Raw genomic sequence first — 22,106 nt, forward strand, 5'->3', positions numbered from 1 at the left:
TTCTAGAGAATGCGCGGCGCAGGGCCGCTCACAAAATGCAAGCGCGCAGAAAGGAAATTCGCCGAGGCACCCTGTTCGACCTGTGAACCAGCCCTCTCACATATTCAATCAGATATATATGAAGCACTAAATAATCGTTTGTTTTTATATAAAGCCTCTCTACAGTTCAGTCCAACGATCCAAGTGCAATGCTACGCGTGGCAGGGCATACGCTCCACGGAAGAACTGAAGACATGTATCAATACACCGATTTCGACAAAGCGTTCGTCAAGCAACGCGCCGACCAGTTCCGTGACCAGCTCCAGCGCTGGCAGGCAGGCAAGCTCACGGAAGACGACTTCCGCCCGCTGCGTCTGCAAAACGGCTGGTACGTGCAGCGCTATGCGCCCATGCTGCGTGTGGCCGTGCCCTACGGTGAAATCAATTCCGCCCAGATCCGCGTACTGGCCAGGGTGGCGCGCGAGTATGACGAGCCCGAGGCCGAAGTCTTCAAACAGGCTCTGGAAGGCCAGGGCAAACTGGGCACCACCTATCTGCCCAAGAACTGCGCCCATTTCACCACCCGCACCAATGTGCAGTTCAACTGGATTCCGCTGAGCAAGTCTGCCGATGTGATGGATCTGCTGGCATCGGTGAACCTGCACGGCATCCAGACCAGCGGCAACTGCATCCGCAACACCACCACCGATGCACTGGCCGGTATCGCACCCGACGAGATCGTCGACCCCCGTCCCTATGCAGAAATTCTGCGTCAGTGGACCACGCTGCACCCCGAGTTCGCGTTTCTGCCACGCAAGTTCAAGATCGCCATCACCGGCGCCAGCGAAGACCGCGCCGCCACGGGCTGGCATGACGTGGGCCTGCACATGGTCAAGAACGAAGCCGGCGAGATCGGCTTCAAGGTCTTCGTGGGCGGCGGCATGGGCCGCACACCCGTGATCGGCACCGTGATCCGCGAGTTCCTGCCCTGGAACCAGATCATGAACTACATCGAGGCCATCGTCCGCGTCTACAACGAGCTGGGCCGCCGCGACAACAAGTACAAGGCACGCATCAAGATTCTGGTCAAGGCCGAAGGCCAGGCCTATATCGATGCCGTCGAAGAGGAATTCCGCCAGATCGTCGAAGTGGACGGCGGCCCTCACACCGTGCCCCAGGCAGAGTTCGATCGCGTGTCTGCCATGTTCACCACGCCCGCTCTGCCCGTGGTGGCCGATGCCGCAGGCGATGAGCAGGCCCTGATTGCCCAGACCGCCAAGGAACCCGCTTTTGCACGCTGGATTGCCCGCAACGTCCACGCCCACCGTGTGGCCGGTCTGCGCGCCGTGACCCTGTCCTTCAAGCGTGTGGGCCAGGCCCCCGGCGATGCACAGAGCGAACAGCTCGACGCACTGGCTCATCTGGTGGACAAGTTCTCTGCCGGCGAAGCCCGCGTGACGCACGACCAGAACGTGATGCTGCCCTGGGTGCAGGTCGGCCAGCTGCATGCGCTGTGGACCGAGGCCAAGGCCCTGGGCCTGGCCAGCACCAATGTGGCGCTGCTCACCGACATGATCGCCTGCCCCGGCGGTGACTTCTGCGCGCTGGCCAATGCCCGCAGCCTGCCGATTGCCGACGCCATCACGGCCCGCTACCAGGATCTGGACGAGCTGGACGACATCGGCGAGATCGATCTGCATATCAGCGGTTGCATCAACAGCTGTGGCCACCACCACAGCGGCCATATCGGCATCCTGGGCGTGGATAAGGACGGCAAGGAGTGGTATCAGGTCACGCTGGGCGGCTCCGACGGCTCGACCCTGTCCGGCCAGGCCGTGGCCGGCAAGGTCATCGGCCCCTCGTTCAGCGCCGCCGAAGTGCCCGATGTGATCGAAGCCGTGCTCAGCACCTATCGCGACCTGCGCCAGCCCGGCGAGCACTTCATCGACGCTGTGCGCCGCATCGGCCTGGATCCCTTCAAGGAGGCCGGCAAGGCCGCCCGCCACCCTGTGGAAACCGAAGAAGAAGCGCTGGCCTGAAGCCATAAGAACAAGGATAAAGTCATGAAAATTCTGGCAAGCAACGAATACCAGGCCCCCACCGAAAGCACCGGCAATGTGCTGGTGCTGGCGAACGATGTGAACGCCCTCGAAGCCAATCTCGACGGCATCATCCAGGTGGATCTGCATTTCCCCAACTTCACCGACGGCCGCGCCTTCAGCCAGGCCTATCTGCTGCGTCGCCGCCTGAAGTTTGCGGGCGACATCCGCGCCACCGGCGATGTGCTGATCGACCAGCTGGTTCAGATGGAGCGCACAGGCTTCAGCAGCGCCGTGCTGCGCGAAGGCGTGGACGCCGCCGATGCCCAGCGCCAGTTCGAGCGCTTTGGCGGTTTCTACCAGGCCGATGCCGTGCACACCCAGCCTCATTTCGCCGAGGTGCAAGCATGAGCCAGCTCGCCCCCGCAAGCACCCTCGACCTGGATCTGGCACGAATCAATGCCGAGCTGGGCCGCGACGCCCAGGCGCTGGTGGACTGGGCCGTGGGCCTGGGTCAGTCCACCATCGTCACCACCAACTTCCGTCCCTTCGAGGCGGTGATCCTGCACATGGTGACGCGCGCCAACCCCGACGTGCCCGTGGTCTGGATGGACAACGGCTACAACACCGAAGCCACCTATCAGTTTGCCGATGCGGTGACCAAGCAGCTTGGGCTCAAGCTCAAGATCTACCTGCCGCTGCGCTCACGCGCCCACCGCGAGGCCGTGGAAGGCGCCACGCCGGCATTGGACGACCCGCGCCATGCGGCCTTCACCGAAGAGGTGAAGCTGGAGCCCTTTGCCCGCGCCCTGCGCGAGACCGCACCCAAGGTCTGGTTCACCGCTCTGCGCGCCACCGACACCGCCGTGCGTGCGCAGATGGACCCCGTGAGCATCAACCCCGACGGTCTGGTCAAGGTTGCGCCGCTGCTGCACTGGTCGTCCAAGGAGCTGTACGAATACTGCGAAAAGCACGGCCTGCCCAACAACTTTGACTATGTGGACCCCACCAAGGGCGAAGACAACCGCGAGTGCGGCCTCCACATTGCTCACTAAAAAATAGCAACCAGCGCTTGCTAGATATGCGCTAGAGAACTGTTTCGCTTGAAAGTGTATTTATGAACGCCCGTGTGGATACTTCCGTGTTGAGCCATCTCAGCAATCGCCACCTGGATGCGCTGGAAGAAGAAACCATCTTCATCCTGCGCGAAGTGGCCGCCGCTTTTGAACGCCCCACCCTGCTGTTTTCGGGCGGCAAGGATTCGCTGGTCATGCTTCGCTGCGCCGAAAAAGCCTTTGGCGCAGGCCGCATCCCCTACCCTCTGCTGATGATCGACACCGGCCACAACTTCCCAGAAGTGACCGATTTCCGCGACCAGCGAGCCAGGGAACTGGGCGCCGAGCTCATCGTGCGCAGTGTGGAAGACTCGATGGCACGCGGCACCGTGCGCCTGGCCCACCCCGGCGAATCGCGCAATGTGCACCAGTCCGTGACGCTGCTGGAGGCGATTGACGAGTTCCGCTTCGATGCCCTGATCGGCGGCGCGCGCCGCGACGAGGAAAAGGCCCGCGCCAAGGAACGCATCTTCAGCCACCGCGACAGCTTCGGCCAGTGGCAGCCCAAGGCCCAGCGCCCCGAACTGTGGACGCTGTTCAACACCCGTATTGCGCAGGGAGAGCATTTCCGCGTCTTCCCCATCAGCAACTGGACCGAGCTGGACGTGTGGCAGTACATCGCCCGAGAAAACATCGCCCTGCCATCGATCTACTACACCCACAAGCGCGATGTGGTGGAGCGCAAGGGCCTGCTGGTGCCCGTGACCGAGCTGACGCCTCCCAGGGATGGCGAAGAAGTGGTGGTACGTGATGTGCGTTTCCGCACCGTGGGTGACATCACCTGCACCTGCCCCGTGGAAAGCACGGCAGCAACGGCCGAAGACATCGTGATCGAAACCCTGGCCGCCGAGGTCAGCGAACGTGGCGCGACGCGCATGGATGACAAGACCAGCGAAGCGTCCATGGAAAAGCGCAAGAAAGACGGTTACTTCTAACGCTCCCCCTGTGGCGCTATCGCGCCTTCCCCCTCTCTCGTCAGGCTTCGCCTTCGGGAGGGGGACGACACCAGCGCAGCGGGACGGCCCTTGCGCGGTGTCCGGGGTTGGGCCATGCCTGTTCAAGGATCACGCCCAGGCCTGATCGAAGAAAGAATGCGATGACTGAAACTATTAATTCCATAGCTGCTAGCGCAAGTCCATCAAGCGTTACAGACCAATTTGATGCACATACCAGCAGCGCGCTGCGCTTTATCACCTGCGGCTCGGTCGATGACGGCAAGAGCACGCTGATCGGCCGCCTGCTGGTGGACACCCGCGCCGTGCTGCAGGATCAGCTGGCCGGCGTCACCAAGTCCGGCGAAACCGATCTGGCCCTGCTGACCGACGGCTTGGCCGCCGAGCGCGAGCAAGGCATCACGATCGACGTGGCCTACCGCTACTTCGCCACCGAGTCGCGCAAGTTCATCATTGGCGATGCACCTGGTCACGAGCAGTACACCCGCAATATGGTGACGGCCGCATCAAGCGCCGATGCCGCCGTGGTGCTGGTCGACGCCACCAAGCTGGACTGGAAGAATGCCGATCTGGAGCTGCTGCCCCAGACCCGCCGTCACAGCCTGCTGGCCCACCTTCTACGCGTGAACTCGCTGGTGTTTGCCGTCAACAAGCTCGATGCCGTTCAGGACCCGGCCCTGGCCTTTGCCCATATCAGCGCCGCGCTGCAGAAGTTCACGGCCTCCGCAGACATCAAGATCACGGCCACCGTGCCTGTGTCCGCGCTCAAGGGCTACAACGTGGTCAACAGCGCCGACGGCTGGGCCGGCTACCAAGGCCCCAGCTTGCTGCAGCTGCTGGAGCAACTACCCAACACACCCACCGACAGCGATCTGGCATTGGCCTTCCCCGTGCAGTGGGTGGAGAAGTTCTCCTCCTCGTCCGACACCAGCCAGGGTCGCCGCGTGTTCTGGGGCCGTGTCGCCACGGGCCTGGCCCAGGTCGGTGCCCAGGTGCAGATTCTGCCCAGTGGCCAGCTCGCCACCGTGGCCCAGGTCATAGATCACGCCCGCGCCCCCAAGGAAGTGGCTGCCGGCCTGTCCGCCGGCATCACGCTGGACCGTGAGGTCGACGTCTCGCGCGGCGACTGGATCATTGCTGCACCCGTGCAAGCAGAAGTGGCCGACGATGACTTCGATGCCCCTGCTGCCGCAAGCCCCTGGCCCAGCAGCCGCGAGATCACCGCCACCGTGGCCTGGATGGACAACGAGCCCCTGGTGCCCGGCCGTGTCTACTGGGCGCTGCACGGCCACCGCTGGGTCAAGGCCAAGGCCCGCCGCCTGGTTCACCGCCTCAACATCAACACGCTGGACAAGGAAGATGCCCAGCAGCTCGAAGCCAACGCCATAGGCCAGGTGGAACTGGTGCTGCAGGAAGCGATTCCGGCGGCTCCCTTCACCCAGGCTCGCCAGCTGGGCTCGCTGATTCTGGTGGACACCGCCAGCAACGCCACAGCCGGCGCCGCGCTGGTGAACTGAGGCAACCGAAGGCAGGGCCGTACCCCGATCTGGCCGTCAAACCGGATCTCCATACGGCCTTATCCGGCCAGGCACTGGCGCTGCGCGGGAAAAAACCTAAAATCAAGGGGTTTTACCAATCCCCACCCAAGAAGAAGATTCTCAATGACTCACGTCGTTACCGAAAACTGCATCAAGTGCAAGTACACCGATTGCGTGGACGTATGCCCCGTGGACTGCTTCCGTGAAGGCCCCAACTTTCTGGTGATTGATCCCGATGAATGCATTGACTGCGCCGTCTGCATTCCTGAATGCCCGGCCAATGCCATCTTTGCCGAAGAAGATGTGCCGGCCGATCAACTGGCCTTTATCAAGCTGAACGTGGATCTGTCCCAGCTCAAGAGCTGGAAGAGCATCACCAAGCGCAAGGCCTCGCTGCCCGACGCCGACGAGTGGAATGGCAAGCCGAACAAAGTGGATTTGCTGGAGCGCTGAGCCAGTCTGGGCGCTGACTGCGCTACGCTTGCCCGCATGAGCCTGTCCAACGCAACGACCAACGCTTTTCTCACTCAACAACAACCCGCCGTGGAAACCGACGCCATCATCATTGGCGCAGGTCCGGCGGGTTTGTTTCAGGCCTTCCAGCTCGGCCTTCAGGGCATTCAAGCCCATCTGATCGACGCCCTGCCCCATGTCGGCGGCCAGTGCAGCCAGCTCTATGCGCACAAGCCCATCTACGACATTCCCGGCATTCCTGTCTGCACGGGTCTGGAGCTGGTGCAACTGCTGGAAAAGCAGATCGCGCCCATGCAGGTAACGCGCCATCTTTCACAGCAAGTACAGGCCCTGCAGGCCCTTGAGGACGGGCGCTGGCAGGTCGGCACCACGGCTGGAGCCGTCTTTCACACGCGCACCGTTTTCATCGCCGCAGGAGTCGGCGCCTTTGTTCCCAAGGCCCTCAAGGCGCCGGGAGTGGATGGACTCGAACCAGGCCAGCTGCACTATCACCCGCAGCAGCCGGACATGGCTGCAGGCCGCCAGGCGCTGGTCTATGGCGGCGATGAGGAAGCCGTGGCCGCAGCCATTGCCTGCACTGCCAATGCAGCCAGAACCGTTCTCATGCACCGCCGCGACAGCTTCAATGCCGAGCCCGCGCAACTGGCCCAGCTGCAGCAGCTGCGCGAATCTGGCGCCGTAGAAGTCCTGATTGGCCAGATCACCGAAGTGCGGCACGGCAATGGCCGGCTGCAGGCCGTGCAATGGATGGATGGCGAAGGCGATGAACATACGCTGCACGTCGAGCTGCTGCTGGTTTATCAGGGCATCTCGCCCAAGCTGGGCCCTTTGACGGACTGGGGCCTGGCGCTGGAGCGCAAGCAGCTGGCGGTGGATCCGGCAACGCTTGCCACCAGTGCCCCGGGAATCTATGCCGTCGGCGACATCGTCAGCTACAGCGGCAAGAAGCGGCTGATCCTCTGCGCATTTCATGAGGCCACCATGGCCGCGTTCGCGGCCGCCGAATACCTGCAGGGCAGCAAGCCTTTGCTGGAATACACGACGACCAGCGCCCGCCTGCACGCCATCCTGGGCGTGTCGCACTGAAGCGCTTGCGGCGCATTTCTCCCACGCTCTAGGCACCGCCGCCTTTCAGACAGGCATAAAAAAACCGCTATCCCTCGTATGCGGGATAGCGGTGTAAATCACGACGGGGTCAGACCCCACCGCGCGCACTTTGATCTCGAGTCAATGACCATGAGCCGGCTTGACCGGAATGATGGGAACTTCCTTGCCTTCCTTGTCGTAGATCTTGCCACCTTCGACGCGGTCGCCATCGGCCAGGGCTTCCAGTACATGCTGGCTCAGGGCACGGCCATAGCCGGCTTCAAAGACGGAAGGCTGATCGGAATTGCCTTGCTTGAAGTGGTTGTAGAGCAGGTTCAGGGTCACAGCAACCAGAGCGGTTGCGCTGATGCCCGAGTGGAAAATCGTGGCAAACCATGCGGGGAACTGGTCATAGAACTTGGGAGCCACCACCGGCAGCAGACCCGCGCTCACCGAGGTGGCAACAATGATCAGATTCATATTGTTGTTGTACTCCACCTTGGCCAGGGTACGGATGCCGCTCGCAGCCACGGTACCGAACAGCACCAGGCCGGCGCCGCCCAGCACGGAGGGAGGCACGCAGGCCACGATACGCCCCATCACCGGCAGCACGCCAAATACGATCAGGATCAGGCCGGAGAAAGCCACCACAAAACGGCTCTTGATTCCAGTCACGGCCACCAGACCCACGTTCTGCGCAAAAGCGCTTTGCGTGAAGCCGCCGAAGATGGGAGCCACGATGCTGGACAGCATGTCGGCGCGCAGACCGTCACCGAGTCGACGACCGTCCACGGGGCTGTCCACGATTTCGCCCACGGCCAGCACGTCGGCCGAGGTTTCCACCAGAATCACGAGAATCACGATGAACATGGAGATGGTTGCCGCCATGTCAAAAGTGGGCCAGCCGAAATGCAAAGGCGTCGGTACCGCAAAGATGGGGCCGTTGAACACCTGGGAGAAATCGGCCTTGCCGATGAACACCGCCGTGATGGTGCCCACCACGATCGCCACCAGAATCGACAGGCGCGACAACATGGCATTGCCCAGCTTGCTGAACAGCAGCACCATGAACAGCGACAGCCCGGCCAGACCGATATTGCCCATGCTGCCGTAATCAGCCGACTTGGCATTGCCGCCCATGGCCCAATGCGCAGCCACTGGCATCAGCGACATGCCGATCACCGTGATCACGCAGCCATTGACCAGCGGCGGGAAGAATTTGGTGATGCGCGAAAAAACCGGCGCAATGATCAGGCCCAGTACCGAGGCGTACATGACAGCCCCCAGCACGCCCTGCATGCCGCCGCCGGTATGCAGAATGCTGACCATGGTGGCCACACCTGCGAATGAAACGCCTTGAACCAGAGGCAGGCGGCAGCCGAAGAAAGGGATGCCCAGGGTCTGCAGCAAGGTTGCCACACCACCCATGAACAGGCAGGCGGTCACCAGCAGGCCGGCGTCGGCAGCGGACATGCCAGCCGCTTCGGCCACGATCAGAGGCACTGCCACGATGCCGCCGTACATGGTCAACACATGTTGCAAGCCGTACATGAGGTTGGCGGTGACGCCAAGATTCTCATCTTCGGGGCGCTTGACGGTCGCATCCCTGGATGCTCCGGTCTGATCGTTCATCTTTGTCTCCTAAATTACCAACTCACCAAGGCTCTTGAGGCCTTTTGCTCTGTCCAGTCGACTTGCAGCGACTGCCCTTGGCAGCGATCTGTCTTCCGATCGCCCCAGCGAGGCCTTGTGCTGCCGCCAGTCGCTCTTCTGCGAGAGCGATCCGACCTATAGAAAAGAGCAAACCACTCTTTCATTCACCCAAGTCAGTCTTTCAATCTCCTTTGATTGCATGACATCCGCCGGACGGACTATTCCATTGCGCAATCAAAGCCATACCCAGCAGGGCATGAGTCGAGACTGTACGTCGCCAGGACACCAAAATTGTCTACAGTTTTGTATACAAAGTGCTGACCAGAACCTTTCCAAAGCTCAACAGCAGGCCAATTGCCTGCTGTTGAGCGCGAAAAAATTGACTTATGTCACGGACACCCGGACCCCAAGGCCCGGCAAGAAACAAAAAGATGCAAGCTCCACTTCCATGGAGGCTTGCACCTGATGTAGGTCAGAGAAGGAATCGAGAGCGCCTGTCCGCTCAGGCTCAGTCGTCTTCGGCCTGCGCGATGCCGGGAAACAGCACATCGGTAAAGCCGAACTGGCTGAAATCGCGTACGCGCATCGGATAGAGCTTGCCCCAGAGGTGGTCACACTCATGCTGAACCACGCGTGCGTGGAAACCATCGACCGTGCGGTCGATCGGATCGCCATAGAGGTCAAAGCCGGTATAGCGCACCTTGCTCCAGCGCGGCACCATGGCTCGCAGACCGGGTACAGACAGACAACCTTCCCAATCCAGTTGCTCCTCTTCACCGATTGGAGTGATGACCGGATTGATCAGCACGGTGCGGGGCACTATGGGGGCGTCGGGGTAGCGAGGATTGGGCTCGCCCGAGCCGAACACCACCATCTGCAGATCCTCACCGATCTGCGGCGCCGCCAGACCTGCGCCGTTGGCGGCATGCATGGTGTCCAGCAAATCCTTGAGCAATAGATGCAGCGCATCGGTATCAAATTCAGTCACCGGCTTAGCAAGCCGCAACAGACGGGGATCACCCATCTTCAAAATGGCACGTACGGTCATAGATCAATATAGCGCGCAGCAGCCACCGGGCCACCGCACTGTTTCATTCTTCAAAAGCATAGCGTCAGCCCCAATCAACCTGAACCCTGCGACCTGTTTGGGGCATCAGGCACAGAGAATTTGATGAAATTGCGATGAACTTCCTGCGAGCCTATTTTTACACCCTATAATCTAGGTCTTCTTCCTCAATAGCTCAGTCGGTAGAGCGCCGGACTGTTAATCCGTAGGTCCCTGGTTCGAGCCCAGGTTGAGGAGCCAAGAATTCCGATGCTTTGCGGATATCAAAGCATCAAACCGACATATTCCTCAATAGCTCAGTCGGTAGAGCGCCGGACTGTTAATCCGTAGGTCCCTGGTTCGAGCCCAGGTTGAGGAGCCAAAATCCAATCGCCTTGCAATCGTTCAAGGCAGTCACACCGACACATTCCTCAATAGCTCAGTCGGTAGAGCGCCGGACTGTTAATCCGTAGGTCCCTGGTTCGAGCCCAGGTTGAGGAGCCAAATTCAATCGCCTTGCAATCGTTCAAGGCATGTCACACCGACACATTCCTCAATAGCTCAGTCGGTAGAGCGCCGGACTGTTAATCCGTAGGTCCCTGGTTCGAGCCCAGGTTGAGGAGCCAAAATTCAATCGCCTTGCAATCGTTCAAGGCAGTCACGCCGACACATTCCTCAATAGCTCAGTCGGTAGAGCGCCGGACTGTTAATCCGTAGGTCCCTGGTTCGAGCCCAGGTTGAGGAGCCATCAAAAAGCCTGTATGCACGCATACAGGCTTTTCTTTTATCCGCTCAGGCTGCCCTAACCACGCCCACGGACGCCCCCACGGGCGGCGCATCTACGGCGACGGCCTTGTGTGCCGAGTGTGGGACATAGGGATAGTGGTGCGGCACGGCCGGAATATGGTGCTGCTCGCCCTCCTCCCAGGCCCGCAACTCATCTTCCAGCCGCGCAGCGCGTTCGGCATACATCTGCGCAGAGGACTGGTAGTACTCCGCCGCGATGGAGTGCTCAAGAATGGCCATGCGAGCTTCCTGCAGATAGGCACGCGTGCGGCGGATATAGCGTGGTTCGGAACGTCCAAAACCGAAGATCTTGCCGAAAAACATGTCCAACCTCCTTTTCCGGTAACAACGCAAATCCGTCATACCCATCATCCGATGAGGTGCTGCTGTCAGCGTACTGTCTCTGGCCCATGGCATCTGTCCCACAGCAAGAGTTCGCCTCGTAGGATGGAGACCCGCTCCCCACGGCAAGCCGCCCGAAGCCAGCTCGCCGCCGCGCGCCGAAGGCTTTCTGCATCACAAAGACACTGTCCAGAAATCAAAGAGACACATTGCCAGGGACTTTTGCAGTGTCTTTCGGTAAGCCCCCAACCTTCCGGCCGATGTCTTGCGACTCCTGTGAAACACCAAAGCGCAATGGCGTTTCCACCTATACCCATGGGCTTGTGCGGCACCTGGAACAGGCCTTTGCAGCTTGAGACAGCCTCCACTCGCAAGCCTTACAGGCCAAGGGCCGCCGCCACGCCGCGAAACTCCTTAGAAATCAATGCAGCGCGCCTGCTGCCCAGGCCATCTCTCAGGCCTCGCCGGCCTGCAGGAAGTCCAGGATACCTTGAGCCACATGAACGCCTGATGACAGGCAGGCCGTCAGCAGGTAGCCGCCCGTCGGAGCTTCCCAGTCCAGCATCTCCCCGGCACAGAAGACACCGGGAAGTGCCGCACACATGCCGCGCGCGTCCAGAGCTTCCAGACGGACCCCGCCAGCCGTGCTGATAGCCTCATCAATGGGGCGTGGCGCGATGGCGGTCAGGGGCACCGCCTTGATCGTCGATGCCAGACGCTTCATGTCCGCCATGCCATCCTTGCCGAGCACCTCATACAGCAAGCCCGTCTTGATGCCGTCCAGCCCCAGACGTCCCTTGAGATGACTGCTGAGGCTGCGCGAGCCGCGCGGCCGCATCACTTCCTGCTGCACACGCTCCGCACTCCACTGCGGCAGCAGATCCAGCTCGAAGCAGGCTGCGCCCTGGCGGGAAATGCTGTCTCGCAGCAGGGATGAAACTGCATAGACAAGACTGCCTTCCACCCCGCTTTGCGTCGCCACAAACTCCCCCTGGCGCTCAAAGCGGACCCCTTGATCATCCACAAACCTCAGAACCACCGACTTGAATGGCTGGCCCGCATAACGCTGCGCAAACACCTCGCTCCACCCTGCTTCACGCCCCTGCGGCCAACCCACATCAAAGCCGCAATTGGCCGCCTGCAAGGGAGCAATGTCCACACCCTTGTCCTGCAACAGCGCAACCCAGGCGCCATCCGAGCCCAGACGCGCCCAGCTGCCTCCGCCGGTCGCCAGCACCAGGGCCTTGCAGCCGATCTTGACCCTGGCTCCCCCTGTCTGGAAAACCGGCTGACCATCCTCCGACCAGCCTGTCCAGCGGTGACGCATATGGAATTGCACTCCCAGCGACTTCATGCGCACAAGCCAGGCCCGCAGCAGCGGCGCAGCCTTCATATCCGCCGGAAACACGCGCCCGGATGTACCCACAAAGGTATCAAAGCCCAGCTCCTTGACCCAGGCCCGAAGTTCGTCCGCACCCCATTTTTCGAGCCAAGGGGCCAGATCGCCAGCGCGGGAGCCATAACGGGTCACAAAACCGGAGAACTCTTCGGAATGCGTGAGATTGAGGCCGCCCTTGCCGGCCATGAGGAACTTTCGGGCCGCCGAGGCCTTCGCCTCGAAGACCCTGACCGACAGGCCGGCCTTTGCCAGTTGCTCGGCCACCATCAGGCCTGCAGGCCCGGCGCCGACCACAGCCACATCACAGGCCGATTCAACATCGGTCATCAACGGTTCCGGGACACTCATAGTTCTACCACCTCAATCAGCTCGCGGCCAGAGGCCGCCAAAGGGTGCGCAGAATACCATCGACGGCATTTCTGCAATACTGCGGGCACTATTAGCGCGATAGCAGCAAACAACCACCCACACACCATGACGGGAGATGAGTTTCTGTCACAATCAGTTCACTAGGCGAATAGACCGCCGACCTTTTTTGATTCAAGAAAATCCAGGACTACAAATGGCCAGCGAATTGATCAAGCACATCACGGATGCCAGCTTTGAATCCGACGTACTGCAACCCGGCACGACCGTGCTGGTGGATTACTGGGCTGAGTGGTGCGGCCCTTGCAAGATGATCGCCCCCATCTTGGACGATGTGGCCGAAGGCTACAAAGGCAAGGTGCAGATCGCCAAGATGAATGTGGATGAAAACCGTGAAATCCCCGCCAAGTTCGGCATTCGCGGCATCCCCACGCTGATGCTGTTCAAGGACGGCCAACTGGCCGCCACCAAGGTTGGCGCACTGAACAAGACCCAGCTGTCCGCCTTCCTCGATCAGCACATCTGATGTATTTGACAAACAGGGCTCCGGATGGAGCTCTGTTTGCTTTCGGGGCTCCCTCTTTCACATCTGCAACAGACCTTGCGCAGGCCGCAGATGACAAGTCCTCGATAAATAGCTTGCAAGCTGCGCCAGTTTTCCTGTCATAATGTACGAACCGCCGGCCACCGCATGGGACCGCGCTGGATTTTCTTCAGGCAAGCCTGCCCACTACTACAGTGTTTCGTTAGGCTCTACGCCTCTCCCCCCTGGTTATTCTCACTCCACGCTTGGAGTCATTTCATGCACCTTAATGAACTCAAGGCACTGCACGTGTCTGAAGTCTTGAAGCAGGCCGAAGCGCTTGAGATCGAAAACGTCGGTCGCATGCGCAAGCAGGAACTGATGTTCGCCATCATCAAAAAGCGCGCGAAAGCCGGTGAACAGGTTTTCGCCGACGGCGTGCTGGAAATCCTGCCCGATGGCTTCGGCTTCCTGCGTAGCCCCGATACCAGCTACACCGCAAGCACCGACGACATCTATATCTCGCCCAGTCAGGTGCGCCGCTTCAACCTGCACACCGGCGACATGATCGAAGGCGAAGTGCGCATCCCCAAGGATGGCGAGCGCTACTTTGCCCTGACCAAGCTCGACAAGGTCAACGGCGGCCCACCCGAGCAAAACAAGCACAAGGTTCTGTTTGAGAACCTGACCCCTCTGTTCCCCAAGGAGCAGATGCGCCTTGAGCGCGACATCAAGGGCGAAGAAAACATCACCGGCCGCATCATCGACATCATCGCCCCCATCGGCCGCGGCCAGCGCGCGCTGATCGTGGCACCGCCCAAGAGCGGCAAGACCATGATGATGCAAAGCATTGCGCACGCCATCACCGCCAACCACCCCGATGTGCACCTGATGGTGCTGCTGGTGGACGAGCGCCCTGAAGAAGTGACGGAAATGCAGCGCTCGGTCAAGGGCGAGATCATCGCCTCCACCTTCGACGAGCCAGCTACCCGTCACGTGCACGTGGCCGAAATGGTGATCGAGCGCGCCAAGCGCTTGGTGGAACTGGGCAAGGATGTGGTCATCCTGCTGGACTCCATCACCCGCCTGGCCCGCGCCTACAACAACGTCGTGCCCTCGTCGGGCAAGGTGCTGTCGGGCGGTGTGGACTCCAACGCACTGCAGCGCCCCAAGCGCTTCTTCGGTGCGGCCCGCAACGTGGAAGAAGGCGGCTCGCTGACCATCATCGCCACGGCACTGGTCGACACCGGCAGCCGCATGGACGAAGTGATCTTTGAAGAATTCAAGGGCACCGGCAACAGCGAACTGCACCTGAACCGTCGCCTGTATGAAAAGCGCGTGTTCCCAGCCATCGAACTCACCAAGAGCGGTACACGCCGCGAAGAGCTGCTGCTGGCTCCCGAGATTCTGCAAAAGACTCGTATCCTGCGCCAGTTCATGTACAACATGGACGAGATCGAGTCCATGGAGCTGATGATCAAGAACATGAAGGCCACCAAGAACAATGTGGAGTTCTTCGACATGATGCGCCGCGGCGGCTAAGCTGCTGCGCCATGCAAGACAAAGCCCCGCTTCGCGGGGCTTTGTTGTTTCTGGAGCTCGACCGCCTTACTTGACATAGCTCAAACTGATTTGCGAGCCGCCCCCCAATACTGGGGTTCACATCTATACAAATCTTGCGCCAAGCGGAAGCCAAAAGCTTTCAAGTCGCAGGTTCTGCATTCATGCCCCCATCAGCGAATCGCCAATCACCTCCTATCCCCACATCGATGCGCCTGCTGGCATCAGCCGCCTTGCTGGCCGCTGTGGCTGCCTGCAGCACCAGCGTGCAGATGCTGCAGCCACAGGCGCAGGCCAGGCTGCCGGGCCTGTGGCCCCAGGCCTGGACGCAGCAGAACAGCGCCGCAGCGCCGCTTGCCTGGCAGGACTTCTATGCAGACCCGGTATTGCAGCAGCTGATAGAAGCGGCTCTCGCCCACAATCAGGACCAGCGCCTGGCGCTGCTGCGCGTACAGGAGGCCCAGGCTGCCTACGGCATCCAGAGCGCGGCCAGGCTGCCAACCATCGGGCTTGGCAGCAGCCATGCCAGAGCACGCGTACCCGCCGACCTCAATGCCAGCGGCCGCTCCGTGGTTGCCGGCGATCAGGAGGTCTTTGTGGGCCTCAACAGCTGGGAGCTCGACCTCTGGGGCCGTGTCAAAAGCCTCAGCGATGCCGCCTTGGGCAACTATCTGGCGCTGGATGCCACGCAGCATGCCGTTCAATCCAGTCTCATCAAACAGGTGGCGCTGAACTATCTGGCCCTGAGCAGCCTCGATGAGCGCCTGGCCCTGACCGAGCGCACGATTGCCAGCCGCGAGGAATCGCTGCGCATCTTCAAGCGGCGCACCGAGGTGGGTTCCACCTCGCGCTATGCGCTCACGCAGGTACAGACGCTGGTCCACCAGGCCAAGCTCATAGGCACTCAACTTGCGCAGCAGCGCGCGCTGCAGGCCAATGCGCTGCAGCAGCTCACGGGTCTGGATGCAGAGCGCTTGCCGCAGCGGCTGTCCACACCGGTCAACCTCAAACCCGTTGCCGAAGGCCTGCCCTCGGCTCTGCTCACGCAGCGTCCCGACATCATTGCCGCCGAGTACGGCCTGCAGGCCGCCAAGGCCAATGTGGCCGCCGCGCGCGCAGCGTTCCTGCCCCGTATCGCGCTGACCGGCAGCTGGGGCACGGCCAGCGCCGAACTCGACGGCCTGTTCAAAGGCGGCAGTCGTGCCTGGCAGTTCGTCCCTTCGATCTCGCTGCCGATCCTTGACGGCGGCCAGCGCCAGGCCAACCTGGATCTGCAGGCCGTGCGACAGAACATCGCGGTGGTCCAGTACGAGAAAACCATAGAGACGGCGATGCGCGAGGTGCTGGACGCACTGTCCAGCCGCAGCACGCTGGAGCAGCAGCAGCTGGTGCTGACCGAGCAGCGCGCAGCCCTCAAGGAGCGTGCCCGGCTGGCGCGGCTGCGCTATGACCAGGGAGCCTCGCCCTATCTCGATGTGCTGGATGCCGAACGCGACCTGCTGAGCGCAGAGCAGCAACTGGTCCAGGGCCGCGAAGCCCTGCTGTCCACCCAGGTCGCGCTCTACGCGGCCCTGGGCGGAGGCTACACCACCCAAGGCCAGAGCAGCGCCTCCGCCCCTGCCGCCCTCCAACCCTGATCTGCAAATCCATGCCCATGAACAAGAAACTGACCCTCGCCGCGCTCATCGTTGCCGCAGCCGCCCTGGGTGCCTATGGCTGGCAGCAATGGCGCAGCGCCCAGGCTTCCGAAGGCCTGGTCAGCGGCAACGGCCGCATCGAGGCCACCGAGATCGACGTCGCCACCAAATACGCCGGCCGCATTGCCGAAGTCCTGGTGCAGGAAGGCGAGTTCGTCAAAGCCGGCCAGCCCCTGGCCCGCATGCAGATCGAGAGCCTGCAGGCTCAGCAGCGCGAAGCCATCGCCGGCCGCGAGCGCGCCTCTCATGCAGTGACCTCGGCACGCGCCGAAATCGCGCTGCGCGAAAGCCAGTATGCGGCCACCATCGCCACGGTTGCGCAACGCGAGGCAGAGCTGGATGCAGCGCTGCGCCGCGTCAATCGCTCCGAAACACTGGCGCGCGAAGGTGCGTCCTCGGAGCAGGAGCTGGACGACGACCGGGCGCGCGTGCGTGGTGCCCGGGCCGCGCTCAAGGCCGCCAAGGCCCAGGCCACGGCCGCCAAGGCAGCCATCGACGCAGCCAAGGCCCAGAGCATCGGTGCGGAGTCGGCGGTGACGGCCGCCGCCGCCACCGTCCAGCGCATCGATGCCGACGTCAAGGACAGCGAACTCACCGCCCCGCGCGATGGCCGCGTGCAATACCGGCTGGCCCAACCCGGCGAGGTGATCGGCGCGGGCGGCAAGGTGCTCAATATGGTGGATGTCTCGGATGTCTACATCAGCTTCTTCCTGCCCGAGACCGTGGCTGGCCGCGTGGCCCTGGGTACCGAGGTGCGCATCGTGCTGGATGCGGCACCGCAATATGTGATCCCGGCCCAGGTGTCCTTTGTCGCCAGCACCGCCCAGTTCACGCCCAAGACCGTGGAGACGGCCAGCGAAAGACAGAAGCTGATGTTCCGCGTCAAGGCCCGCATCGCCCCGGATCTGCTGCAAAAGCATTTGACACAGGTCAAGACAGGCCTGCCTGGCGTGGCCTGGATCAAGCTCGACAAGGAGCGCGAATGGCCGGCCCGACTGGAGCTGCGCACCGGCGACGCTTCGGCCTCGTGAATACCGGGACCCGGTTTGCCATGACCCAGCATGTAGCCACCTTGCGTGAAGTGACGCTCGCCTACGGCAAGACGCAGGCGCTGCGCGGCCTGAGCCTGGAAATTCCGGCAGGCTTCATGGTCGGCCTGATCGGCCCCGACGGCGTGGGCAAGTCCAGCCTGCTGTCGCTGATTGCGGGAGCGCGCGCGCTGCAAGGCGGCGAGATACAGGCGCTGGGTGGCGATATGCGCAGCAAAAAGCACCGCGATGCAGTCTGCCCGCGCATTGCCTACATGCCTCAGGGCCTGGGCAAGAACCTCTACCCCACGCTGTCGGTGGAAGAGAATCTGCAGTTCTTCGGGCGCCTTTTCGGGCATGACGCGGCCGAGCGCCGGGCGCGCATCGACGATCTGACCCAGAGCACCGGACTGCAGAAATTCCTCTCCCGCCCAGCGGGCAAGCTCTCGGGCGGCATGAAGCAGAAGCTGGCGCTGTGCTGCGCCCTGATCCACGACCCCGACCTGCTGATTCTCGACGAGCCCACGACCGGCGTGGACCCGCTGGCGCGCGCGCAGTTCTGGGATCTGATCAACCGCATCCGTGGCCAGCGCCCGCAGATGAGCGTGATCGTGGCCACAGCCTATATGGACGAGGCCCAGCGCTTCGACTGGCTGGCCGCCATGGATGACGGCCGGATTCTGGCCACCGGCACGCCCGCCGAGCTGCTGGCACGCACCGGCATGCCGGCGCTGGAGGCCGCCTTCATCGCCCTGCTGCCCGAGGAGAAAAAACGCGGCCATGCCGCCGTGGTGATCCCGCCGCTGCAGACCCGCGATGACGACATCGCCATCGAGGCGCGCGATCTCACCATGCGCTTTGGCGATTTCGTGGCCGTGGACCATGTGAACTTCCGCATCCGGCGCGGCGAGATCTTCGGCTTTCTGGGCTCCAACGGCTGCGGCAAGTCGACCACCATGAAGATGCTGACCGGGCTGCTGCCCGCCAGCGAGGGAGATGCCTGGCTGTTCGGCAAGAGGCTCGATCCGCATGATGTGGCCACGCGCCAGCGAGTGGGCTACATGTCCCAGGCCTTTTCGCTCTACGGCGAGCTGACCGTGCTGCAGAACCTGGTGCTGCACGCCGAACTCTTCCATGTGGACGCGGCCCAGATCCCCGCGCGGGTCGAGGAGATGATCACCCGCTTCGGCCTCACCGAGGTGCGCGAGACCCTGCCCGGCAATATGCCGCTGGGCATGCGCCAGCGCCTGTCGCTGGCCGTGGCCATGGTGCACAAGCCGGAGCTGCTGATTCTCGACGAGCCCACCTCGGGCGTGGACCCCGTGGCGCGCGACCAGTTCTGGCGCCTGCTGATCGAGCTCTCGCGCCGCGACCGCGTGACCATCTTCATCTCCACGCACTTCATGAACGAGGCCGAGCGCTGCGACCGCATGTCCATGATGCATGCGGGCAAGGTGCTGGACAGCGACCGGCCGGCAGCCCTGACCGCCAAGCGCGGTGCGGCCACACTGGAAGAGGCCTTCATCGGCTATCTGGTGGAGGCCTCGGGCGAGGCCGCACCCGTGCTCGATATCAAAAAAGAAGCTACTACCGCTCGCTCTGCTTCATTTTCAGACTTAAATCATGCTGAATCCCAAGTGGATGACGCGCAAAAAGCTCCTTTTTCAGAAGCACATTTCAGCGGCCCCGGCTTCAGCCTGCAACGCCTGTGGAGCTATCTGTGGCGCGAGTCGCTGGAGCTGCAGCGCGATCCCGTGCGCGCCACGCTGGCCCTGGTGGGTTCGCTGGTGCTGATGGTGGTGATCGGCTTCGGCATCAGCATGGACGTCGAAGACCTGCGTTTCGCGGTGCTGGACCGCGACCAGAGCACCATCAGCCAGAACTATGTGAACAATCTCGCGGGCTCGCGCTATTTCATTGAAATGCCTGCCATCCGGGACTACGCCGACCTGGACCGGCGCATGAAAAGCGGCGAGCTGGCACTGGCCATCGAGATTCCACCCGGTTTTGGCCGTGATGTGCTGCGCGGCTCGAAAGTAGCCGTGGGCGCCTGGTTCGACGGCGCCATGCCCCAGCGCGGCGAGACCGTCAAAGGCTATGTCCAGGCCATGCACCAGCTCTGGCTGGCGCAGCAGGCACGCGAGCGCCTGGGCGTGCAGCTGGCCAGCCAGGTCAGCCTGGAGACCCGCTTTCGCTACAACCCTGATGTGAAAAGCCTGCCCGCCATGGTGCCGGCCGTGATTCCGCTGCTGCTGATGATGCTGCCGGCCATGCTCACGGCCCTGGCCGTGGTGCGCGAAAAAGAGCTGGGCTCCATCGTGAACCTGTACGTCACCCCCGTGACCCGCACCGAGTTTCTGCTGGGCAAGCAGCTGCCCTATGTGGTGCTGGCCATGCTGAACTTCTTTCTGATGTGCGCCATGGCGGTCTTCGTCTTCGGCGTGCCCATGACCGGCAGCTTCCCGCTGCTCGTCTTGGCCGCCCTGCTCTTCAGCGTCATTGCCACGGGCATGGGCCTGCTGGCCTCGGCCGTCACCAGCAGCCAGATTGCCGCCATGTTCTTTGCCATGCTGGGCACGCTGATTCCGGCCACGCAGTTCTCGGGGCTGACCGACCCGGTGTCCTCGCTGGAAGGCGCCGGCCGCTGGATCGGCGAGATCTATCCGGCCACCTATATGTTCGCCATCAGCCGCGGCGTCTTCAACAAGGCGCTGGGCCTGCACGATCTGGCACCGACCTTGCTGCCGCTGCTGATCGCCGTTCCCGTGATCATGGGCATCGCCATCTGGGCCCTGCCCAAGCAGGAGAAGTGATGAAGCTCCCCCTGAGCTGCTGCGCAGCTTCCCCCTCTCTCGCTAACGCGGGAGGGGGACGACAGCCTCGCTGCGGGGCGGCCCTTGCTCGCTGTCCTGGCGGTAGGCCAGCGCCAGTTTCAGCAGCAGCCCTCGTTTTCGTCATGGAGACACACCATGTGGCATAGCCTGAAGAACATCTGGCGCCTGGGCATCAAGGAGCTGTGGAGCCTGTGGCGCGATCCCGTGATGCTGGTGCTCATCGTCTATACCTTCACGGCCTCGGTGTACACGGCGGCCACGGCCATGCCCGATACGCTGCACAAGGCGCCGATCGCCATCGTCGACGAAGACCAGTCACCGCTGTCGGCACGCATCGCCTCGGCCTTCTACCCGCCTCAGTTCATGCCGCCGCAGATGGTTGATTTCAGCCATGTGGACCCCGGGCTGGATGCGGGCGACTTCACCTTCTCGCTGACCATTCCTCCCAACTTCCAGCGCGACGTGCTGGCCGGCAAAAAGGCCGAGCTGCAGCTGAACGTGGATGCCACCCGCATGAGCCAGGCCTTCTCGGGCAGCGGCTATGTGCAGCAGATCGTGCTAGCCGAGATCAACGAGTTCGTCCAGCGTTACCGGGGCGCGAGCGCCCTGCCCGTGGATCTGGAGCTACGCGCGCGCTTCAACCCCGGGCTGGACAAGATCTGGTTCGGCGGACTGATGCAGATCATCAACAACGTCACCATGCTCTCCATCATCCTCACGGGAGCGGCGCTGATCCGCGAGCGCGAGCACGGCACCATCGAGCACCTGCTGGTCATGCCGGTAACGCCCACCGAGATCATGCTGGCCAAGGTCTGGTCCATGGGCGCCGTGGTGCTGCTGGCGGCTGCCGTCTCGCTCAATCTGGTCGTGCGCGGCGCACTCAAGGTGCCCATAGAAGGCAGTCTGCTGCTGTTCATGGCAGGCTCGGCCCTGTGCCTGTTCGCCACCACGGCCATGGGCATCTTTCTGGCCACCGTGGCGCGCAGCATGCCGCAGTTCGGTCTGCTGATGGTGTTGACGCTGCTGCCGCTGCAGCTGCTGTCGGGCGGAATGACGCCACGCGAGTCCATGCCCCAACTGGTGCAGGACGTGATGCTGTTCGCCCCCACCACGCATTTTGTGGAGCTTGGTCAGGCGATTCTGTATCGCGGTGCCGGCATAGAAACCGTGTGGAAGCCCTTCCTGTGGCTGGCGGGCATAGGCGCCGTGCTGTTCTGGCTGTCGCTGATGCGGTTCAGAAAAACCTTGTCCAGCATGGCCTGATATCGTCCTCATGCCGCCATCCAGCGGCCTGCCACGCCAGCAACAAGGCGCAAACCGCCTGCATAAGCCAAAGATCTATCCAGTTCCAGTTCCAGCTCTAGCCCCAGGATTTCGCCCATGCCATTCACCACCGAAGAACGACAATCGCTGCTTGCACTCAAGGGCGTGGGCCCCACAGTGCTGAGCCGGCTCGAATCCCTGGGCTATGGCTCGTTCGCGCATTTGCGTGAGGCCAATGCCCTGGACATCGTCGCCAAGGCCTCTGCGCTCACGGGCTCCAGCTGCTGGAAGAACAGCCCGCAGGCACGCGCCGCCATCCAGGCCACCATCGACGCAGCCAGGCGGCAGGCAGTGCAGGAGGGCTAAGCACTCGCCGGAACCCGCGCTGTCCCCGGCCTGCGCCCTCACGCATATCTCTGCAGCAGC

General features: G+C 62.3%; 18 protein-coding genes and 5 tRNA genes. 19 read left to right on the forward strand and 4 right to left on the reverse strand.

Translation table 11 applies throughout. The features are described from left to right. Positions 1-233 precede the first annotated feature (233 nt). From O987_RS18190 to O987_RS18220, 7 genes are all read left to right on the forward strand, one after another. A complete protein-coding gene (locus O987_RS18190) occupies positions 234-2,018 on the forward strand; it encodes a nitrite/sulfite reductase (protein WP_003053498.1) in 1,785 nt (594 codons plus the stop codon). A 24-nt stretch (positions 2,019-2,042) separates the two neighbouring features. Further along, entirely contained in the window at positions 2,043-2,429 is a 387-nt protein-coding gene (locus O987_RS18195; protein WP_003053497.1) for a DUF934 domain-containing protein, read from the forward strand. Next, positions 2,426-3,073: a phosphoadenosine phosphosulfate reductase family protein gene (locus tag O987_RS18200; RefSeq protein ID WP_003053496.1), complete on the forward strand. Its 648-nt coding sequence runs from the start codon at positions 2,426-2,428 to the stop codon at positions 3,071-3,073. Before O987_RS18195 ends, O987_RS18200 begins: the two co-directional genes overlap by 4 nt. A 62-nt stretch (positions 3,074-3,135) precedes the next feature. Continuing rightward, positions 3,136-4,068 (forward strand): sulfate adenylyltransferase subunit CysD, encoded by a 933-nt coding sequence (cysD, locus tag O987_RS18205; RefSeq protein WP_003053495.1) that lies wholly within the window; start codon positions 3,136-3,138, stop codon positions 4,066-4,068. 161 nt (positions 4,069-4,229) lie between these two features. Next, positions 4,230-5,603, forward strand: a complete 1,374-nt coding sequence (locus tag O987_RS18210; protein WP_043373913.1) for a sulfate adenylyltransferase subunit 1 — start codon at positions 4,230-4,232, stop codon at positions 5,601-5,603. A gap of 144 nt (positions 5,604-5,747) precedes the next feature. Further along, positions 5,748-6,077: a ferredoxin FdxA gene (fdxA, locus tag O987_RS18215; protein WP_003053491.1), complete on the forward strand. Its 330-nt coding sequence runs from the start codon at positions 5,748-5,750 to the stop codon at positions 6,075-6,077. A 36-nt stretch (positions 6,078-6,113) separates the two neighbouring features. After that, a complete protein-coding gene (locus O987_RS18220) occupies positions 6,114-7,184 on the forward strand; it encodes an NAD(P)/FAD-dependent oxidoreductase (protein WP_051962209.1) in 1,071 nt (356 codons plus the stop codon). Between the two features lie 141 nt (positions 7,185-7,325). On the opposite strand, the gene O987_RS18225 is transcribed toward O987_RS18220, so the two are convergent. Beyond that, positions 7,326-8,816, reverse strand: a complete 1,491-nt coding sequence (locus tag O987_RS18225; RefSeq protein WP_019043982.1) for a nucleobase:cation symporter-2 family protein — start codon at positions 8,814-8,816, stop codon at positions 7,326-7,328. A 529-nt stretch (positions 8,817-9,345) separates the two neighbouring features. Beyond that, the gene (gene def / locus O987_RS18230) at positions 9,346-9,885 is read right to left on the reverse strand and encodes a peptide deformylase (RefSeq protein WP_003053486.1); all 540 of its coding nucleotides are present in this window, start codon (positions 9,883-9,885) and stop codon (positions 9,346-9,348) included. 182 nt (positions 9,886-10,067) lie between these two features. Here def and O987_RS18235 point away from each other — a divergent pair. The 5 genes from O987_RS18235 (at position 10,068) to O987_RS18255 (ending at position 10,630) form a co-directional block, all read left to right on the forward strand. Beyond that, positions 10,068-10,143, forward strand: a tRNA-Asn gene (locus tag O987_RS18235). A gap of 45 nt (positions 10,144-10,188) precedes the next feature. Continuing rightward, positions 10,189-10,264 (forward strand) — tRNA-Asn (locus O987_RS18240). Positions 10,265-10,310: 46 nt separating this feature from the next. Continuing rightward, positions 10,311-10,386 (forward strand) — tRNA-Asn (locus tag O987_RS18245). A 46-nt stretch (positions 10,387-10,432) separates the two neighbouring features. Beyond that, positions 10,433-10,508 (forward strand) — tRNA-Asn (locus O987_RS18250). A 46-nt stretch (positions 10,509-10,554) separates the two neighbouring features. Next, positions 10,555-10,630, forward strand: a tRNA-Asn gene (locus tag O987_RS18255). Positions 10,631-10,674: 44 nt separating this feature from the next. On the opposite strand, the gene O987_RS18260 is transcribed toward O987_RS18255, so the two are convergent. Further along, entirely contained in the window at positions 10,675-10,992 is a 318-nt protein-coding gene (locus O987_RS18260; RefSeq protein WP_003053484.1) for a hypothetical protein, read from the reverse strand. A gap of 472 nt (positions 10,993-11,464) precedes the next feature. Next, complete coding sequence (locus O987_RS18265; protein ID WP_003053482.1) at positions 11,465-12,757, reverse strand: NAD(P)/FAD-dependent oxidoreductase; 1,293 nt, start codon at positions 12,755-12,757, stop codon at positions 11,465-11,467. A gap of 214 nt (positions 12,758-12,971) precedes the next feature. Here O987_RS18265 and trxA point away from each other — a divergent pair, with 214 nt between their 5' ends. The 7 genes from trxA to O987_RS18300 all read left to right on the forward strand — a co-directional run bounded on the left by trxA (position 12,972) and on the right by O987_RS18300 (position 22,046). Continuing rightward, a complete protein-coding gene (trxA, locus tag O987_RS18270; RefSeq protein ID WP_003053480.1) occupies positions 12,972-13,301 on the forward strand; it encodes a thioredoxin TrxA in 330 nt (109 codons plus the stop codon). A 276-nt stretch (positions 13,302-13,577) separates the two neighbouring features. Next, entirely contained in the window at positions 13,578-14,840 is a 1,263-nt protein-coding gene (gene rho / locus O987_RS18275) for a transcription termination factor Rho (protein WP_003053478.1), read from the forward strand. A 227-nt stretch (positions 14,841-15,067) separates the two neighbouring features. Then, on the forward strand, positions 15,068-16,495 hold the full coding sequence (locus O987_RS18280) for an efflux transporter outer membrane subunit (protein WP_003053476.1): 1,428 nt from the start codon (positions 15,068-15,070) through the stop codon (positions 16,493-16,495). Between the two features lie 11 nt (positions 16,496-16,506). Then, a complete protein-coding gene (locus tag O987_RS18285) occupies positions 16,507-17,586 on the forward strand; it encodes an HlyD family secretion protein (RefSeq protein WP_043373916.1) in 1,080 nt (359 codons plus the stop codon). Positions 17,587-17,606: 20 nt separating this feature from the next. Continuing rightward, positions 17,607-20,396 (forward strand): ribosome-associated ATPase/putative transporter RbbA, encoded by a 2,790-nt coding sequence (gene rbbA, locus O987_RS18290; RefSeq protein ID WP_043376633.1) that lies wholly within the window; start codon positions 17,607-17,609, stop codon positions 20,394-20,396. 156 nt (positions 20,397-20,552) lie between these two features. Beyond that, positions 20,553-21,680, forward strand: a complete 1,128-nt coding sequence (locus O987_RS18295; protein ID WP_043373918.1) for an ABC transporter permease — start codon at positions 20,553-20,555, stop codon at positions 21,678-21,680. A gap of 117 nt (positions 21,681-21,797) precedes the next feature. Further along, positions 21,798-22,046: a hypothetical protein gene (locus O987_RS18300; protein ID WP_003053468.1), complete on the forward strand. Its 249-nt coding sequence runs from the start codon at positions 21,798-21,800 to the stop codon at positions 22,044-22,046. Positions 22,047-22,106: the final 60 nt, after the last annotated feature.

The organism is Comamonas testosteroni TK102 (genome assembly GCF_000739375.1).
GTDB classification, from domain to species: Bacteria; Pseudomonadota; Gammaproteobacteria; order Burkholderiales; family Burkholderiaceae_C; genus Comamonas; species Comamonas brasiliensis.

Coding starts and splice junctions, on each gene's coding strand:
- cysD (WP_003053495.1), top strand. CDS start 3,136: ATGAACGCCCGTGTGGATACTTCCGTGTTGAGCCATCTCAGCAATCGC.
- O987_RS18265 (WP_003053482.1), bottom strand. CDS start 12,757: ATGAGTGTCCCGGAACCGTTGATGACCGATGTTGAATCGGCCTGTGAT.
- O987_RS18260 (WP_003053484.1), bottom strand. CDS start 10,992: ATGTTTTTCGGCAAGATCTTCGGTTTTGGACGTTCCGAACCACGCTAT.
- O987_RS18220 (WP_051962209.1), top strand. CDS start 6,114: ATGAGCCTGTCCAACGCAACGACCAACGCTTTTCTCACTCAACAACAA.
- trxA (WP_003053480.1), top strand. CDS start 12,972: ATGGCCAGCGAATTGATCAAGCACATCACGGATGCCAGCTTTGAATCC.
- O987_RS18195 (WP_003053497.1), top strand. CDS start 2,043: ATGAAAATTCTGGCAAGCAACGAATACCAGGCCCCCACCGAAAGCACC.
- O987_RS18285 (WP_043373916.1), top strand. CDS start 16,507: ATGCCCATGAACAAGAAACTGACCCTCGCCGCGCTCATCGTTGCCGCA.
- rbbA (WP_043376633.1), top strand. CDS start 17,607: ATGACCCAGCATGTAGCCACCTTGCGTGAAGTGACGCTCGCCTACGGC.
- O987_RS18190 (WP_003053498.1), top strand. CDS start 234: ATGTATCAATACACCGATTTCGACAAAGCGTTCGTCAAGCAACGCGCC.
- O987_RS18280 (WP_003053476.1), top strand. CDS start 15,068: ATGCGCCTGCTGGCATCAGCCGCCTTGCTGGCCGCTGTGGCTGCCTGC.
- O987_RS18210 (WP_043373913.1), top strand. CDS start 4,230: ATGACTGAAACTATTAATTCCATAGCTGCTAGCGCAAGTCCATCAAGC.
- O987_RS18200 (WP_003053496.1), top strand. CDS start 2,426: ATGAGCCAGCTCGCCCCCGCAAGCACCCTCGACCTGGATCTGGCACGA.
- O987_RS18225 (WP_019043982.1), bottom strand. CDS start 8,816: ATGAACGATCAGACCGGAGCATCCAGGGATGCGACCGTCAAGCGCCCC.
- O987_RS18295 (WP_043373918.1), top strand. CDS start 20,553: ATGTGGCATAGCCTGAAGAACATCTGGCGCCTGGGCATCAAGGAGCTG.
- rho (WP_003053478.1), top strand. CDS start 13,578: ATGCACCTTAATGAACTCAAGGCACTGCACGTGTCTGAAGTCTTGAAG.
- def (WP_003053486.1), bottom strand. CDS start 9,885: ATGACCGTACGTGCCATTTTGAAGATGGGTGATCCCCGTCTGTTGCGG.
- fdxA (WP_003053491.1), top strand. CDS start 5,748: ATGACTCACGTCGTTACCGAAAACTGCATCAAGTGCAAGTACACCGAT.
- O987_RS18300 (WP_003053468.1), top strand. CDS start 21,798: ATGCCATTCACCACCGAAGAACGACAATCGCTGCTTGCACTCAAGGGC.